The 15,538-nt window shown below is 72.8% G+C and carries 15 protein-coding genes; 11 read left to right on the top strand and 4 right to left on the bottom strand.

Features of this window, described 5'->3' with window-relative positions:
* Positions 1-36: 36 nt before the first annotated feature.
* Positions 37-687 (bottom strand): LysE family translocator, encoded by a 651-nt coding sequence (locus ABZ495_RS03135; protein ID WP_329487074.1) that lies wholly within the window; start codon positions 685-687, stop codon positions 37-39.
* 198 nt (positions 688-885) lie between these two features.
* On the bottom strand, positions 886-1,125 hold the full coding sequence (locus tag ABZ495_RS03140; protein ID WP_359834199.1) for a hypothetical protein: 240 nt from the start codon (positions 1,123-1,125) through the stop codon (positions 886-888).
* Positions 1,126-1,219: 94 nt separating this feature from the next.
* On the opposite strand from ABZ495_RS03140, the gene ABZ495_RS03145 reads away from it, so the two are divergent.
* The 6 genes from ABZ495_RS03145 (at position 1,220) to ABZ495_RS03170 (ending at position 7,686) form a co-directional block, all read left to right on the top strand.
* Positions 1,220-2,626, top strand: coding sequence for an SDR family NAD(P)-dependent oxidoreductase (locus ABZ495_RS03145; protein ID WP_359834201.1), 1,407 nt, complete (start codon positions 1,220-1,222; stop codon positions 2,624-2,626).
* Positions 2,627-2,845: 219 nt separating this feature from the next.
* Complete coding sequence (locus ABZ495_RS03150) at positions 2,846-3,754, top strand: phosphatidylinositol-specific phospholipase C (RefSeq protein WP_359834202.1); 909 nt, start codon at positions 2,846-2,848, stop codon at positions 3,752-3,754.
* A gap of 218 nt (positions 3,755-3,972) precedes the next feature.
* Positions 3,973-5,178 (top strand): cytochrome P450, encoded by a 1,206-nt coding sequence (locus tag ABZ495_RS03155; protein ID WP_352296261.1) that lies wholly within the window; start codon positions 3,973-3,975, stop codon positions 5,176-5,178.
* Positions 5,179-5,249: 71 nt separating this feature from the next.
* Entirely contained in the window at positions 5,250-6,410 is a 1,161-nt protein-coding gene (locus ABZ495_RS03160) for a type III polyketide synthase (protein ID WP_359834204.1), read from the top strand.
* The gene (locus tag ABZ495_RS03165) at positions 6,407-6,991 is read left to right on the top strand and encodes an NUDIX hydrolase (RefSeq protein WP_329487080.1); all 585 of its coding nucleotides are present in this window, start codon (positions 6,407-6,409) and stop codon (positions 6,989-6,991) included. Before ABZ495_RS03160 ends, ABZ495_RS03165 begins: the two co-directional genes overlap by 4 nt.
* 221 nt (positions 6,992-7,212) lie before the next feature.
* A complete protein-coding gene (locus ABZ495_RS03170) occupies positions 7,213-7,686 on the top strand; it encodes an SHOCT domain-containing protein (RefSeq protein ID WP_359834377.1) in 474 nt (157 codons plus the stop codon).
* A gap of 129 nt (positions 7,687-7,815) precedes the next feature.
* Here the strand turns inward: ABZ495_RS03170 and ABZ495_RS03175 are convergent, their stop codons facing one another.
* Positions 7,816-10,284 (bottom strand): Tex family protein, encoded by a 2,469-nt coding sequence (locus ABZ495_RS03175; RefSeq protein ID WP_359834206.1) that lies wholly within the window; start codon positions 10,282-10,284, stop codon positions 7,816-7,818.
* Between the two features lie 315 nt (positions 10,285-10,599).
* Between ABZ495_RS03175 and ABZ495_RS03180 the strand changes: the two genes are divergently transcribed.
* Positions 10,600-11,496, top strand: a complete 897-nt coding sequence (locus ABZ495_RS03180; RefSeq protein WP_359834207.1) for an aminoglycoside phosphotransferase family protein — start codon at positions 10,600-10,602, stop codon at positions 11,494-11,496.
* Between the two features lie 25 nt (positions 11,497-11,521).
* On the opposite strand, the gene ABZ495_RS03185 is transcribed toward ABZ495_RS03180, so the two are convergent.
* Positions 11,522-11,731 carry a hypothetical protein gene (locus ABZ495_RS03185; RefSeq protein WP_359834209.1) on the bottom strand — a complete coding sequence of 70 codons (210 nt, stop codon included), beginning with the start codon at positions 11,729-11,731 and terminating at the stop codon, positions 11,522-11,524.
* Between the two features lie 253 nt (positions 11,732-11,984).
* Between ABZ495_RS03185 and ABZ495_RS03190 the strand changes: the two genes are divergently transcribed.
* The 4 genes from ABZ495_RS03190 to ABZ495_RS03205 all read left to right on the top strand — a co-directional run bounded on the left by ABZ495_RS03190 (position 11,985) and on the right by ABZ495_RS03205 (position 15,537).
* A complete protein-coding gene (locus ABZ495_RS03190; RefSeq protein WP_359834211.1) occupies positions 11,985-13,046 on the top strand; it encodes a Scr1 family TA system antitoxin-like transcriptional regulator in 1,062 nt (353 codons plus the stop codon).
* A 96-nt stretch (positions 13,047-13,142) separates the two neighbouring features.
* Positions 13,143-13,874, top strand: a complete 732-nt coding sequence (locus tag ABZ495_RS03195; RefSeq protein WP_359834212.1) for a tyrosine-protein phosphatase — start codon at positions 13,143-13,145, stop codon at positions 13,872-13,874.
* A gap of 356 nt (positions 13,875-14,230) precedes the next feature.
* On the top strand, positions 14,231-14,632 hold the full coding sequence (locus ABZ495_RS03200; protein WP_329487087.1) for a hypothetical protein: 402 nt from the start codon (positions 14,231-14,233) through the stop codon (positions 14,630-14,632).
* A gap of 170 nt (positions 14,633-14,802) precedes the next feature.
* Positions 14,803-15,537 (top strand): ATP-binding cassette domain-containing protein, encoded by a 735-nt coding sequence (locus ABZ495_RS03205; RefSeq protein WP_359834214.1) that lies wholly within the window; start codon positions 14,803-14,805, stop codon positions 15,535-15,537.
* Position 15,538 lies beyond the last annotated feature (1 nt).

Below are 15,538 nucleotides of genomic sequence, written 5' to 3' on the forward strand. Positions count from 1 at the left end.
ACCGGCCCCGCGGGGCCGGTGACCGCCGACGGCGGCTCAGGGCGCCGCCACCGCGGCGTTCGAGCGGTCCGCCACGAGCCGCACCGCGAAGCCGGCCAGCGCCGTGCCCATCAGGTACCGGTGGACCCGCTGCCAGGTCGGGCGGCGCGCGAAGAAGGCCGACACCGAGCCCGCCATCAGCACGAAGACCGCGTTGCCGGCCACGCCGACCGCGATCTGCGTCAGGCCCAGCAGCAGGCTCTGCACCGCGACGTGGCCGCGGTCCGGATCGACGAACTGCGGCAGCAGCGAGACGTACAGGATCGCGATCTTCGGGTTCAGCAGGCAGGTCAGCAGGCCCATGCCGAACAGCCGGGCGGGCCGGTCGGCCGCCAGTTCCTTCGGCGCGAACGCCGAAGTGCCGCCCGGCCGGACGGCCTTCCAGGCCAGCCAGAGCAGGTAGCCCGCGCCCGCCAGCTTGAGCGCCAGATAGACCTCCGGCACCAGCGCGAACACCGCCGCGATCCCGGCCGTCGCCGCGACCAGGTAGACCAGGAAGCCGACGAAGACGCCCGCCAGCGAGGTCAGCCCGGCCCGCCGGCCCTGGGCGACCGAGCGGGACACCAGGTAGATCATGTTCGGACCGGGGGACAGGACCATCCCCAGTTCCACCATCGCGATGCCGGCTATCGCGCCGAGACTCACCATCGTGCCGCTCTCCCCGTTCCCTTCGTGGCCGCGGTGCGGACACCGCGGGCCGGCGGCCGGCCCGCCGCGAGGCCGCGACGCGCAACCGCCTCGATCCCGCCGCGCACCGCGCGGCGGACTCGCAGCACATCCGCCGCGATCAAGGTCTCATCCTACGAATAATGCGATCTCACTTGTCGGGCGCAGCCGCTACAGTCCTCACCACCGCCCGGGGGCGGCACCGCGGCGGGCACGCCGGTCCGCGTCCGGCCTCCCCGGCGGGCCCTGGTCCTGGTCCTGGTCCTGGTCCTGGTCCTGGCCCTGGTCCTGGTCCTGGTCCTGGTCCTGGTCCGGCCCTGGTCTGGTCCTCGTTCTGGTCCGGTGGCACGACGGCAGGCGCACCGCCCGCTCGCCTCCGGCCGCGACCACCGGGGCGCCGCAGCGCGGACATCCCAGCACGGGGCATCCCAGCACAGAACACCGCAGCACGGGGCACCGCAGTACAGGACAGCGCAGCACACGGCATCGCAGCACAGCGCACGAGGGGGAGGACATGACGGTCCGGAGCGACGAGCGGACAGCGGCCGACGAGATAGGCCCGGAGGAGCTGGCGGCCTTCGGCCGCACCCTCGGACGCCTGCGCGCCCTCCCCGCCGACCACTCGGTCCGCCGGCACGCCGAGCGCCAACTGGAGTCCTTCGTCCGGGAGAGCCGCAAGCGCCGTCGCCAGGACGCCCGGGACGAGGACCGCCTGGCCGATGCCGGCCTGCTCGCCGCCACCGCCACCGGCGCGCCGGACCGCCGCGAGGACGCGCCGCTGACCGCCGCCGCCCCGGCCGCCCCGCTCGGCGAGCTCCGGCTCGGCCGCCGCTGCTACGTCTGCAAGCAGCACTACCGCCGGGTGGACGCCTTCTACCACATGCTCTGCCCCGACTGCGCCGTCGACAACACCGCCCGTCGCGGCCTCAGCACCGACCTGCGCGGGCGCCGGGCACTGCTCACCGGCGGCCGGGTGAAGATCGGCTTCCAGCTCGCCCTGATGATGCTGCGCGACGGCGCCGAACTGATCGTCACCAGCCGCTTCCCGCACGACACCGTACGGCGCTTCCACGCCGCCGCCGGCAGCGCCGAGTGGCGCGACCGCCTCACCGTGGTCGGCATCGACCTGCGCGACCCGCGCCAGGTGCTCGGCCTCACCGAGCAACTCCGCGCCGACGGCCGCCCGCTGGACATCCTGGTCAACAACGCCGCGCAGACCCTGCGCCGCCCGCCCGGGTCCTACGCCCTGCTGGCCGCCGGTGAGCGGGCCGCGCTGCCCGCCGCGTCCACCGCGGTCGTCCACGCCCCGGGGTTCCGGCCGATGCCCGCCCTCGCCCCGGCCTGGCCCGCCGCCGAACTCGACACCGCCGCCGACCGGTCAGCCCTCGCCCTGCCGTCCGAGTGGGCCGACGAGGCGGGCCTGCTGCCCGACCCCGCGCCGGTCAACTCCTGGTCGGCCCGGCTCGGCGCGCTGGACCCGGCGGAGCTCCTGGAGACCCAGCTGGTCAACGCGCTCGCGCCCGCGCTGCTCTGCGACCGCCTGCTGCCGCTGCTGCTGGCCGCGCCGCACGCCCGCCGCTACATCGTCAACGTCACCGCGGTGGAGGGCCGGTTCGCCGTCCGCAACAAGACCGCCGGTCACCCGCACACCAACATGGCCAAGGCCGCCCTCAACATGCTCACCCGCACCAGCGCCGAGGAACTCGCCGCTCAGGGCGTCCACATGTGCGCGGTCGACACCGGCTGGATCACCGACGAGAACCCGGCCCCCAAGAAGGCCCGGCTGGCCGCCGACGGGTTCCGCACCCCGCTCGACATCGTCGACGGCGCTGCGCGCGTCTACGACCCGATCGTCCGCGGCGAGGCCGGGGCGCCGGTGTCGGGCGTCTTCCTCAAGGACTACCGCGAGGCGGCCTGGTGACTCCCGGGGGCCGGCCGGACACCGGGCCGGACCTCACCCGTGCGCGGCGCGGGCCGGCCGGACCTCGCCCGCCCGCACGACAACTCGCCCGCCGCTGACGGCCGGAGGTGCGACCGCGCGCCGTCGCGGGGCTGGGCAGGGCGGGCCGATCTCTCCACAATGGACATGCCATTGTCGTGATCCGGCCACCACACCCGACGGGGGTACCAGACCGTGCCCGTGACCTCGCACGCGCCGATCAGCCGGCGCACCTTCACCCGAACCGCCCTGCTGGGCGCCCTCACCGCCGCCGGCCTCGGGGCGGCCACGCCCCGGGCCGGCGCGCTCGCCGTCCCGGCGGGAGCCGACTGGCTGGGCGCCGTCGACGGCGGAGCCCCGCTCTCCCGGCTCACCCTCCCCGGCACGCACGACAGCTGCGCGCTGTACGGCGGCCCGCTGACACAAACCCAGACACTCGCCCTGCCCGACCAGTTCGCGGCCGGCGTGCGCTTCCTGGACATCCGCTGCCGCGCGATCGACGGCGTGCTCGCGATCCACCACGGCCCGGTCTTCCAGCAGATCTTCTTCGGCGACGTCCTCAACCACTGCCTGGCCTTCCTCGCCGCCCACCCGGGCGAGACCCTGGTCATGCGGGTCAAACAGGAGTACTCCACGGTCTCCGACAGCGAGTTCGGCGCACTCTTCGCCGGCTACCAGGCGCGCTGGCCGGGCCTGTTCTGGAGCGAGGACCGGATCCCCGGGCTCGCCGAGGTGCGCGGGCGGGTGGTCCTGCTGGCCGACAACTCCGGCCTGCCCGGCCTCCGTTGGGGCGGTCCCCGGACGGACATCGAGGACGACTACGACATCGGCACCATCTTCGAGCTCAACTCCCGCAAGTGGCCCGAGGTCTCCGCCCACCTGGATGCCGCCCGAGCCGCCGCCGACCCGGGCCGCCTGTTCCTCACCTTCACCTCCAGCTCCGGCTGGGGCCTCTGGCCGCGCCAGGCCGCGGACGCGATCACGCCGAAGCTCCGCTCCTACCTGGGCGCCCTCGACCGCCCCGCCCGCCCGGTGCTCGGCACCGTCCCGCTGGACTTCGTGACCCCGGACCTCGCGCGCTCGCTGTACGCGCTCAACTTCGGCGGCTGACCGGGGGGCGCGCCCGACCGCCCGGGCGCGCCCCGCTCGCCCGGGCATCCGCGCGCCCTCAACTCCCGCATATCGCACGACAATCATCAATCTCGCTCGATCGAGCGAACTATCCTCCTTATCCACATTTTTGCCTTTCCATGGGGGAACATCAGCACGTCCGCGCCCGAACGATCCCCCGGTCGGGCGGCACCAACTCCGGCCATTGGGATAAGCCCGTGACTACCTCCGCCCCCGTGTGGGACTGCCCCTTCAACCACACCGAAGGCCTGGAGTTCGACCCCCTCCTCAAGCGACTGCTCACCGAGGACCCGGTCGCCAGGATCCGGCTGCCGCACGGCGAGGGCGAGGCCTGGCTGGCCACCCGCTACGAGGACGTCCGCGTCGTCACCACCGACCGCCGGTTCAGCCGCGCCGCCGGCATCGGCCGCGACCTCCCCCGGATGACGCCCGCCCCGATCGCCCAGGTCGAGGCGATCAACCTGATGGACCCGCCGGCCCACAACCGGCTGCGCCGGCTGGTCGCCAAGGGGTTCACCAACCGGCAGGTCGAGCAGTTGCGGCCGAAGACCCAGCGCACGGTCGACGGCTTCCTGGACGAGATGGCGGAGCACGGCTCCCCCGCCGACTTCGTCCACCACCTCGCCTCCCGGCTCCCCATGGTCACCATCTGCGAGCTGCTCGACATCCCCGAGGAGGACCGCGCCGAGCTGCGCGGCCACGCCGTCGCGATGATGTCGATGGGCCCCGGCAGCGGCGACGGCCAGGTCCGGGCCAAGGCCGCACTGCGCGCCTACTTCTCCGAGCTGACCGCCGCCCGCCGCCGCTCCCCCGGCGAGGACCTGATCAGCGCCCTGGCCACCGCCCGGGACGAGGAGGAGCTGCTGGACGACCAGGAGCTCGCCGTGATGGCCATGGTCCTGCTGGTCACCGGCCACGACACCAGCACCTACCAGCTGAGCAACATCACCTACACCCTGCTCACCCACCCCGAGCAGCTCGGCAAGCTCCGCGCCCAGCCGGAGCTGCTGCCGCGCGCCATCGAGGAGCTGCTCCGCTTCATCCCGTTCCGCCAGGGCGTCGGCATCGCCCGGGTCGCCACCGAGGACGTCGAACTCGGCGGCGTGCGGATCAGGGCCGGCGAGGCCGTCCACGTCTCCTACCTGGCCGCCAACCGCGACCCGGAGATGTTCGAGCGGCCCGACGAGCTGGACCTCGACCGCGGCTCGGCCAACCACATGGCCTTCGGCTACGGGACGCACCACTGCGCGGGCGCCCACCTCGCCCGGATGGAGCTCCAGGTGGCCATCGGCACCCTGCTGCGCCGCTTCCCCGACCTGCGGCTCGCCGTGCCGGCCGCCGAGCTGGACTGGCGGACGGGCTCGATCTGGCGCTATCCGCGGACCCTGCCGGTCGCCTGGTGACCAGCTCCCCGCCGCGCCGGCCCGGCGCCCCTCCGACGCACCCGTAGGCCCTCCAGGGGAGATCCGTACCCATGGCAACACTCTGCCGACCCGCCATCGCCGTCCCCGAACACGTCATCACCCTGGAGCAGACCCTCGACCTGGCCCGCGGCCTGCACGCCGACCATCCACAGCTCGGCCTCGCCCTGCGTCTGATCGAGAACACCGGCGTCCGGACCAGGCACCTGGTCCAGCCCATCGACGAGACCCTGCGCCACCCCGGCTTCACCGGCCGCAACGCGGTCTACGAGCGGGAGGCCAAGCGCAGGGTCCCCGAGGTGGTCGAACGCGCCCTGGCCAACGCCGAGCTGTCCGCCCGCGAGATCGACCTGATCATCTACGTGTCCTGCACCGGCTTCATGATGCCGTCGCTGACCGCCTGGCTGATCAACACCATGGGCTTCCGCTCCGACACCCGCCAGGTGCCGATCGCCCAGCTCGGCTGCGCGGCCGGCGGCGCCGCCGTCAACCGGGCGCACGACTTCTGCCGCGCCTACCCCGGCGCCAACGTGCTCATCGTGGCCTGCGAGTTCTGCTCGCTCTGCTACCAGCCGACCGACCTCGGCGTCGGGTCGCTGCTCTCCAACGGCCTGTTCGGGGACGCCGTCGCCGCCGCCGTGATGCGCGGCCGAGGCGGCACCGGCGTGCACATCGAGCGCAACGGCTCGCACCTCGTCCCGCACACCGAGGACTGGATCTCCTACGGCGTCAGGGACACCGGCTTCCACTTCCAGCTCGACAAACGCGTCCCCGGCACCATGGAGATGCTCGCGCCCGCCCTGCGCACGCTGGCCACCGAACACAGCTGGGACATCTCGGGCCTGGGCTTCTACATCGTGCACGCCGGCGGCCCGCGGATCCTCGACGACCTCTGCCACTACCTCGACCTGGAGCCCGCGGCCTTCCGCTTCAGCCGCGCCACCCTCACCGAGCGCGGGAACATCGCCAGCGCGGTCGTCTTCGACGCCCTCGCCCGGCTCTTCGAGGAGGGCGGGGTCGCGGACGGCACCCACGGCCTGATCGCGGGCTTCGGACCGGGCATCACCGCCGAGATCTCGCTCGGCAGTTGGGCCGCCGTCCCGATCGAGGCGACCATCCCGCGCCGCCCCCGGGCGATCGACGTGGCCGACCTCGCCCTCGTCCAGGCGACCACCCCCCTGCTGCGTCCGGCCGGGACTACGATCACCGAATGACCGACACCACGGACCGATCCGACGTCTCTGCCAGAGCGGCCGAACTGGCCGCGCGCTTCCCCGCGTTGCACGCACCGCAGTACTGGCCCTGGGGCCGGTACGACGCGCAGTTCTCCCTCGCGCTGCCACCGGACGAACTCATCACCAACATCCACCTGGTGGGCTTCTCCGCCGGGCTGGTGGTGCTCTGCCGGGACGACCGCGACCACTGGTTCCTGCCGGGCGGGACGCGGGAGAGCGGCGAGTCGATCGAGTCCTGCCTGGTCCGCGAGCTGCGTGAGGAGGCCGGCGCGCGCCTGCTCGGCGAGCCGTCCTGGCTGGGGGCCCACCGCTGCGTGACGGACAGCGCGGAGCCGTACCGGCCGTGGCAGCCGCACCCCGAGAAGGCCTGGCTCTGGGGCTGGGCGGAGGTGTCGGTGGACTCCACCCCGACCAACCCGGACGACGGCGAGCAGGTGGTCGAGGTCCGTGCGGTGGAGCCGGCCGAGGCGCAGCGGCTGCTGGTCGGCAGCCACGAGCCGTGGTGGGGCGAGCTGGTCGGCCTGGCCGTGGAGCTGCGCGGGCGGACGTCCGCCGGATAGCGAAGCGGGGCGGCGGCCGGAGCGGCGGCCGGGGCGAGCCGGGGCCGGGGCGTGGGCCGGGGGGGGGCACAGGCGCGGGTGGGGCCGGGCGCAACCGGGGCCCGGGCGGGGCTCACACCCGGCGGCGGCGAAGATCACTGGGATGGCCGATCACAGCGGCACCATGCCCTTCATGCGGTGATATGACTCATTTGACCTGGGTCGTCACCGACGGGAGCGTCATGGACAACTACCCGCTGCTCAACATCTTCTGGACGATGTTCGAGCTGTTCCTCTGGATCCTCTGGTTCTTCCTGCTGTTCAAGATCATCACGGACATCTTCCGCAGCCAGGACCTCAGCGGTTGGGGCCGGGCCGGCTGGCTGATCCTGGTGATCCTGCTGCCCCTGATCGGCGTCCTCGTCTACGTGATCGCCCGTGGCACGTCGATGAGCAAGCGGGACGTGGCCGAGGCCCGGCAGAACGAGGCCGCGTTCAAGGCGTACATCCGGGAGGCAGCCGCCGAGGCGCCCGGGAGCGGTCCGCCGGGCGCGGGTGCCCCGGCTGCCACGGGCTCGACGGGCTCCACCGCGAGCGCCGCCGCGGCCGGCGGGCGCAGCCACGTCGACGACCTCGCCAAGCTCGCCGACCTCAAGGCCGGCGGTGCGATCACCGAGGTCGAGTACCAGCGGGCCAAGGAGAAGCTCCTGGCCTGAGCGGCGACCGGCCTGAGCCGGGACCGACCGGGGCGGCGGGCCGGTGGACCGCACGTCCACCGGCCCGCCGCCCGCGTCACGTCCGAACGGCGGAACCGGGCCCCGGAGACCCCAGCAGGGGCGGCTGCCTCAGCGGCGCCCGGAGCGGCGGCCGCCCTCGGAGCCGGACCCGCCCGCCAGACCGGCCCGGCGCAACGCGTCCGCCATCGCCCCGCTGCCCAGCGGGGCCTGGCCGCCCGAACCGGAGCCGCCGGCGCCCGCACCCGAGCCACCGCCCGAGCCCCGCCGGTCCTGGCGCGGCGGACGCGCCTGCCGGCCGCCGCGGTCGCCCCCGCGGTCACCGCCCCGGTCACCCCGGTCACCCCGGTCGCCCCCGCGCTCCCGGCCGACCTCGTCGTCGAGGCGCAGCGTCAGCCCGATCCGCTTGCGCGGCACGTCCACCGTGGTCACCCGCACGGTGACGATGTCACCCGGCTTGACCACCTCGCGCGGGTCCTTGACGAAGTTCTTCGACAGCGCCGAGACGTGCACCAGCCCGTCCTGGTGCACGCCCACGTCGACGAAGGCCCCGAAGGCCGCGACGTTGGTGACCACGCCCTCCAGCACCATGCCGACCTCCAGGTCGCCGATCTTGTCGACACCCTCCTTGAAGGTGGCCGTGCGGAAGGCCGGGCGCGGGTCGCGGCCCGGCTTGTCCAGCTCGCCGAGGATGTCGGTCACGGTCGGGATGCCGAAGGTCTCGTCGGCGAAGTCCCCCGGCCGCAGGCCCCGCAGCGCGGCGCTGTTGCCGATCAGCTCGCGCAGCTGACCGCCGGTGCCGGCGAGGATCCGGCGCACCACCGGGTACGCCTCCGGGTGGACCCCGGAGGCGTCCAGCGGGTCGTCGCCGTCCGGGATCCGCAGGAAGCCCGCGCACTGCTCGAACGCCTTCGGACCGAGCCGGGCGACGTCCTTGAGCGCCTTGCGGGTCCGGAACGGGCCGTTGGCGTCGCGGTGCGCGACGATGTTGTCCGCGAGCGTGCCGGTGATCCCGGAGACCCGGGTGAGCAGCGGCGCGGAGGCGGTGTTGACGTCCACCCCGACCGCGTTGACGCAGTCCTCGACCACCGCGTCCAGCGAGCGGGACAGCTTCACCTCGCTGAGGTCGTGCTGGTACTGGCCGACCCCGATCGACTTGGGGTCGATCTTGACCAGCTCGGCCAGCGGGTCCTGGAGGCGGCGGGCGATGGAGACCGCGCCGCGGATCGACACGTCCAGCTCGGGCAGCTCCTGGGACGCGAACGCCGAGGCCGAGTAGACCGAGGCGCCGGCCTCGCTGACCATCGCCTTGGTGAGGTTCAGCTCCGGGTGGCGCTTGATGAGGTCCTCGGCGAGCTTGTCCGTCTCGCGGGAGGCGGTGCCGTTGCCGATCGCGACCAGGTCCACGCCGTGCTTCCTCGCCAGCGCCGCCAGGGTGGCCAGCGCGGCGTCCCACTTGTTGGCGGGCTGGTGCGGGTAGATCGTGTCGTACGCGACGACCTTCCCGGTGGCGTCCACGACCGCGACCTTCACGCCCGTCCGGAAGCCCGGGTCCAGGCCCATCGTGGCGCGGGTGCCCGCCGGTGCGGCGAGCAGCAGGTCGCGCAGGTTGGCGGCGAAGACGCGCACCGCCTCGTCCTCGGCCTCCTGCCGGAGCCGGCCGCGCAGGTCGATGCCGAGCCGCACCAGGATGCGGGTGCGCCAGGCCCAGCGGACGGTGTCGCCGAGCCACTTGTCGGCCGGACGGCCGTGGTCGGCGATGCCGAAGCGGGCGGCGATCCGCTGCTCGTAGTCGCTCGCGCCGGGGAGGTCACCGGCCTCCTCGCCGTCGTAGGGGGAGAGTTCGAGGTCCAGCACCTCCTCCTTCTCGCCGCGCAGCATCGCCAGGATCCGGTGCGAGGGGAGCTTGGTGTACGGCTCGGCGAAGTCGAAGTAGTCGGCGAACTTGGCGCCTTCCTGCTCCTTGCCCGCACGGACGGTGGCGACCACCCGGCCCCGGGTCCACATCCGCTCGCGCAGCGAGCCCACCAGGTCGGCGTCCTCGCCGAACCGCTCGACCAGGATGGACCGGGCGCCCTCCAGCGCGGCGGCCCGGTCGGCCACCGCCTCGTTCAGATAGGCGTCCGCCACCGCCGCCGGGTCCTGCGTCGGGTCCGCGAGCAGGGTGTCGGCGAGCGGCTCCAGACCGGCCTCGCGGGCGATCTGCGCCTTCGTCCGACGCTTCGGCTTGAACGGGAGGTAGATGTCCTCCAGGCGGGCCTTGGAGTCGGCGGCGAGGATCTGCCCGCGCAGCGCCTCGTCGAGCTTGCCCTGGGACTCGATCGACTCCAGGACGGCCGTGCGCCGCTCCTCCAGCTCCCGCAGGTAGCGCAGCCGCTCCTCCAGGGTGCGCAGTTGGGTGTCGTCGAGCGAGCCGGTCGCCTCCTTGCGGTAGCGGGCCACGAACGGCACGGTCGCGCCGCCGTCGAGCAGATCGACGGCCGCCTTCACCTGCCCGCCGCGGACACCCAGCTCCTCGGCGATCTTGCGCTCGATCGCCTGCTGGGCCTGCTGGGCCACCTGTTCGTCTGGCGTGCTCACGAAGCCGGTCACCTTCTCCAGAGTTGCTTTCCCCGTACCCCCGCATTCTGGCACTGACCGGCGACACCTCCCGGCCGCCCCCGGAGCGACCGGGCGTGGCGCGGCGGCGGAGTTCAGCCGTTGACGGTCGGGGAGGGGCGGCCGTCGGCGGCGATCCGGACGACGTCGGTCCGGCCCGCCGCGGCGGCACCCACCGCGCGACCGCACCGCCGGGCGCCCCCACCCGACCCGACGTCCCCACCTGATCGTCACCGCCCCACCCCGGTGTTCGAAATACGGTGAACGGCCGTGGAACCCGGGAGTACAGTGCCGGGCATGTGCGCTGCAGCCCGGATGCATGACGACGAACCGGACATCGACACCGCCCTGGTACGGCGGTTGCTCGCCGCCCAGTTCCCGCACTGGGCCGGGCTGCCGCTCGAACGGGTCGCCTCCTCCGGGACGGACAACGCGATGTTCCGGCTCGGTCCCGAACTCGCCGTACGGCTGCCCCGGGTGGGGTGGGCGGCCGGGAGCGTCGAACGCGAGCAGCGTTGGCTGCCGAAGCTGGCACCGCACCTGCCGCTCCCCATCCCCGCCCCGCTGGCACTCGGCCGGCCCGCCGCCGGCTACCCGTGGGCGTGGTCGGTGCTGCGCTGGATCGACGGCGCCAACCCGGTGGTCGGCGCGACCACCGCGCCGATCCAACTCGCCCAGGACCTCGCCGGGTTCATCACCGCGCTGCGTGCGGTCGACCCGGCGGACGGCCCACCGGGCTCCCGGGGCGTGCCGCTGGCCTCCCGTGACGCCTCCACCCGGGCCGCCATCGGCCGGCTCCGCGGATCGATCGACACGGAGGCGGCAACCACCTTGTGGGAGAAGGCACTTCGCCTGCCGGAACACGCCGGGAGACCCGCCTGGATGCACGGCGACCTGTCCCCCGGGAACCTCCTGCTCGGCAACCGCCGGCTGCGCGCCGTCATCGACTTCGGCGTCATGGGCGTCGGCGACCCGACCGTGGACCAGATCGTCGCCTGGAACCTGCTCCCCGCCGCGGCCCGGCCCGCCTTCCGCGCCGCACTCGCCGCCGACGACGCCACCTGGGCCCGTGGCCGCGCCTGGGCCCTGTCCATCGCCCTGATCCAACTCCCCTACTACCGCACCACCAACCCCGCCCTGGCGGCCAACGCCCGCCACGTGATCCGCGAGGTCCTCGCCGACCGCAGCGTGTGAAGCGGCGCGCCGACGCCCGTACCGGTCAGAGTTCGGCCCGCGCCTCGTCGATCGAGTGCAGGACGGCCTTCGCCCCGGCGCCGGCGGCCAGTTCGGCGGACTCGTCGAGCAGCGCCCGCGCATCGGCGGGGCGGCCCTCGGCGGCGTCCAGCTCACGGGCGGCGACCGGCAGGACATCCGCCTCGCCCCCGTAGCATGCGCCGCCCGTGACGTCCGCGAGGAACCCCCGGAGCACGATCCGCGCGGCGGACGCGGAGGAGAGATGACGGGGAGGGAGCAGGATCGGTCCCCAGGGGTGCTGTCAAGCGATTCGGGCATGACGGTGCCACCTTCTGATGCATTGGGGGGTCCGTGCGCGGGCGGGGCGCTTCGTGCACTCACTAGCGCGGGCACCCGTTCCGTTCCACGCTTAGCATCGACGGTTCCGAATTCGGTGACGAGTGATCAGCCGGTTCCAGGGAACGTCTTGACACAGGGGGGCCTGAACCATGACTCGTCAGAAGTCCGTCCATCCGAACCCGCGGTCGAGCGCGGGAGCGGTGTTCGGTGCCGTCCTGCGGCGATTCCGCGACGCGAAGGGAATCTCGCAGGGCGAACTCGCCGCACTCGTCCCGTGCAGCCGCCCGCACATCTCCCGCATCGAGGCCGGCACCCGCAACCCGCAGGAGGACTTCGTCCTCGCGGCCGACCGGCTGCTGGACACCGGCGGACAGCTGATGGACCTCTGGAGGGAGATCGACTGGTACGCCCGGGTGGAGCACCCGGACTGGTTCCGGCGCTACGCCGGGTTCGAGGAGCGGGCTTCGACGATCTGCGAGTTCCAACTCATCCGCGTTTCAGGTCTCATGCAGACCGAGGCCTACGCGCGAGCGCTACTGGCCTCCGGCACCGCGGCCGGGAACCATGCGCTGATCGAAGAGCGCGTCAGCTCCCGGCTCGCCCGCCAGCACCGGCTGAACGAGCAGGGCGGTCCCCTTCTGATGGTCGTGCACTCCGAGGCGGCCATCCGCTCGGTCGTCGGCGGACCCGAGATCATGCACGAGCAACTGGGACACCTGCTGCGCATGGGAGAACGTCCCGACATCGTCCACCAGATCGCGCCTTTGAGTCTCGGCGAGCGTCTCCCGTTCGGCACTCTCGTCACCCTGGTGACGTCGGCCGAGGGCAAGACCAGGCTCTACTCCGAAAGTCTGGACCAGGGCCACTTCATCGAGGATCCGAAGGAGGTCCAGCGAAGGCAGCGGGCCTATGATCGCCTCCAGGCGGATGCGCTGTCTCCCAGCGACAGCGCCGCTCTGATCCGCAGCGTGAGGGAAGGACTTCTCACCATGATTCCCGTCAAGACCCACACGCCCGAGACTCCGTGGCGCAAGTCCAGCTACAGCGACAACAACGGCGGCAACTGCATCGAGGTGGCCGAAGGCCGCCCCTCCCTGCTCGTCCGCGACTCCAAGGACCCCGGGGGCCCCGTCCTCTCGTTCCCCTCCACCACCTGGCAGTCCTTCATCGACGCCGTCCGCGCCGACTCCTTCCCGACGCCCGGCCACTGAACGACCGCATCCGGATCCCCTCCTCCGGGCCACCGGGGAGGGGATTCGCCCGTTCTCGCCGGGAGGTGCCCGGCCGGCGGTCGGTAGGGTGCGGCCATGATGCGACACATCGCCTTCGACGCCCTGCACAACTTCCGTGACATGGGCGGATACCGGAACTCTGACGGATTGTCGGTCCGGTGGGGCCGGCTCTACCGGTCGGACTCGCTGGGCAAGCTCTCCTCGCCCGAGGACCTCGCGGTGTTCCGGGGCCTCGGCATCGGCACCGTGATCGACCTGCGCTACCCGTGGGAGATCGCCGCCAAGGGGCGGATACCCGTGATGGACGGCGTGGCCTACCACAACCTCTCGATCGAGCACCGGCCGTACGACCAGGCGGAGATCGCCCCGGACGTCGATCCCTGGCGCTACCTCGCGGACCGGTTCGCCGAGGTGACCGAGGACGGGGTGGCGGAGATCCGCCAGGTGATCGAACTGGTCGCGGCCGCGGACCACCCGGTGGTCTTCCACTGCGCCTCCGGCAAGGACCGCACCGGGCTGATCGCCGCACTGCTCCTCACCCTGCTCGACGTCCCCGAGGTCGACATCGCGGCCGACTTCGCCCTCACCGAACTGGCCACGCCGCACCTCGTCGCCGACTGGCACGCCGCCAACCCCGGGCGCACGCTGCGCTGGCCGGGGTACGGGCGCGCGCCGGAGGACGTGATCCGGCACGTGCTCGCCGACCTCACCGCCGCCCACGGCTCGGTGCGTGCCTATGCCACCGGCACACTCGGTGTCGACGAGGAACTGATCGGCGCACTGCGCTCCCGGCTGCTCACCGAATAGCCGACGGGCGGCGGGAACTGGCCACCCCATTTTGCAAATGACAATCCTACAAAATCAGACCTGAACAACCTTTCGCTCATCCGAGGACATCTGCGGAAATGCTTGGCCGACTTCCCGTCAGCCAAGCAAATCTTCGAGCACTTCGTATCACCGACTTGCCAAGCCCCGGCCCCATCAACCCCACCCTCCGAATGGCAAGAAATAATGGTTCTTGGCAGCTGTTCGTGCACGCTAAGGTCGTTCCCGCGGCGGCTCGTCCGATCGGGTGATCAAGGCCGATGGCAGTCGAACCTCCGCTCGCTTCTTTTTGCCTGTATGACGCCCCCCGTGGCGTCACCGAAAAGATCGGACGGGATATGCACGCAAAGCACCGCACGCTCGTGCGCGGCATTCTGGTGGCCGGCGCGCTGCTCGGGTTCGCCGGCGCGACGCCGGCCCTCGCCGAGGGCTCCTGGACGTCCCACATCAGCAACTGGGGGCCCGGCTCCGAGTCCCGCCGGTGGACGGACTACGACCGGGACGACGCCGTGACGACGGTGTCGTTCAAGGGCTGCACCACCGACACCAACGAGTTCAAGAACGCCGATCTCCAGCTCTACAAGGACGTCGTCGGCCCCGACCGGGCCTACGGGTACCGGCTGAACCGGTGCGACACCTCCGTCTGGGGCGACCAGAGCTCCGGCGAGTACTACTTCGCGCTGGAGGGCGTGCGCGCCGGCGGCAAGCTCTGGGTCGACTCGGTGAGCACCCAGTACTGAGCCCGGCCCACCCACCGGCGTCCCGGGAAGTCCGGGCGTTCCCCGACTTCCCGGGACTCCCCGGCCTCCCGACGACCCGGTGGGCCGGTGGAGACCCCGCCCGCCGACCCGCCTCCCTCCCCTCCCCGGTATCGCCCCGCACCCACCGAGCGAAATGCGTCGACCCCGCCATGTCCCTTGAGTTCCACCACGTCGACTTCCAGTACAGCCGGAAAGCCGGACTCTTCGCCGGCTTCGCCCTGCGGATCGACGATCCGGCCACCGTCCTGCTCGGCCCCAACGGCGCCGGCAAGTCCACCCTGATGGCCCTGGCCTCCTCCCAACTCGCCCCGCGCCGGGGCTCGGTCTCCTGGCGCGGACGCACCCCGACCGGGCACGGCGACCGGGCGGCCTACCGGCGGGCGGTGGCCTGGCTGCCGCAACAGGTCACCCCGGTCCCGGGGCTCAGCGTGCGCGAACAGGTCGCGTACAGCGGGTGGTTGAAGGGCATGTCGCGCGCCGACGCCTGGCACGCGTCGGCCGGCGCGCTGGACCGGGTCGGGCTGGCCTCGCTCGCCGACCGGCGCAGCCACCGGCTCTCCGGCGGGCAGCTGCGCCGGCTGGGCATCGCCGGCTGCCTGGCGCACCGCAGCGAACTGATCCTGATGGACGAGCCGACCGCCGGGCTCGACCCGGCGCAGCGCGGCATGTTCCGCACCCTCGTCGAGGACTTGACCACCGAGGTGAGCGTGATCGTCTCCACCCACCAGACCGAGGACCTCGCCACGAGCTACCGGCACGTGGTGGTGCTGGACCAGGGCCGGGTCCGGTTCCAGGGCGGCATCGACGAGTTCCACGCCCTCGCCCCCGGCCGGGGCGAGGGCGCCGAGGCCGCCTACACGCACCTGGTCGAGCGGGAGGCCTGAC

This window comes from Kitasatospora sp. NPDC005748 (assembly GCF_040630735.1).
In the GTDB taxonomy this organism is placed as follows: domain Bacteria; phylum Actinomycetota; class Actinomycetes; order Streptomycetales; family Streptomycetaceae; genus Kitasatospora.

Coding starts and splice junctions, on each gene's coding strand:
- ABZ495_RS03135 (WP_329487074.1), bottom strand. CDS start 687: ATGGTGAGTCTCGGCGCGATAGCCGGCATCGCGATGGTGGAACTGGGG.
- ABZ495_RS03145 (WP_359834201.1), top strand. CDS start 1,220: ATGACGGTCCGGAGCGACGAGCGGACAGCGGCCGACGAGATAGGCCCG.
- ABZ495_RS03160 (WP_359834204.1), top strand. CDS start 5,250: ATGGCAACACTCTGCCGACCCGCCATCGCCGTCCCCGAACACGTCATC.
- ABZ495_RS03165 (WP_329487080.1), top strand. CDS start 6,407: ATGACCGACACCACGGACCGATCCGACGTCTCTGCCAGAGCGGCCGAA.
- ABZ495_RS03170 (WP_359834377.1), top strand. CDS start 7,213: ATGGACAACTACCCGCTGCTCAACATCTTCTGGACGATGTTCGAGCTG.
- ABZ495_RS03180 (WP_359834207.1), top strand. CDS start 10,600: ATGTGCGCTGCAGCCCGGATGCATGACGACGAACCGGACATCGACACC.
- ABZ495_RS03190 (WP_359834211.1), top strand. CDS start 11,985: ATGACTCGTCAGAAGTCCGTCCATCCGAACCCGCGGTCGAGCGCGGGA.
- ABZ495_RS03195 (WP_359834212.1), top strand. CDS start 13,143: ATGATGCGACACATCGCCTTCGACGCCCTGCACAACTTCCGTGACATG.
- ABZ495_RS03200 (WP_329487087.1), top strand. CDS start 14,231: ATGCACGCAAAGCACCGCACGCTCGTGCGCGGCATTCTGGTGGCCGGC.
- ABZ495_RS03205 (WP_359834214.1), top strand. CDS start 14,803: ATGTCCCTTGAGTTCCACCACGTCGACTTCCAGTACAGCCGGAAAGCC.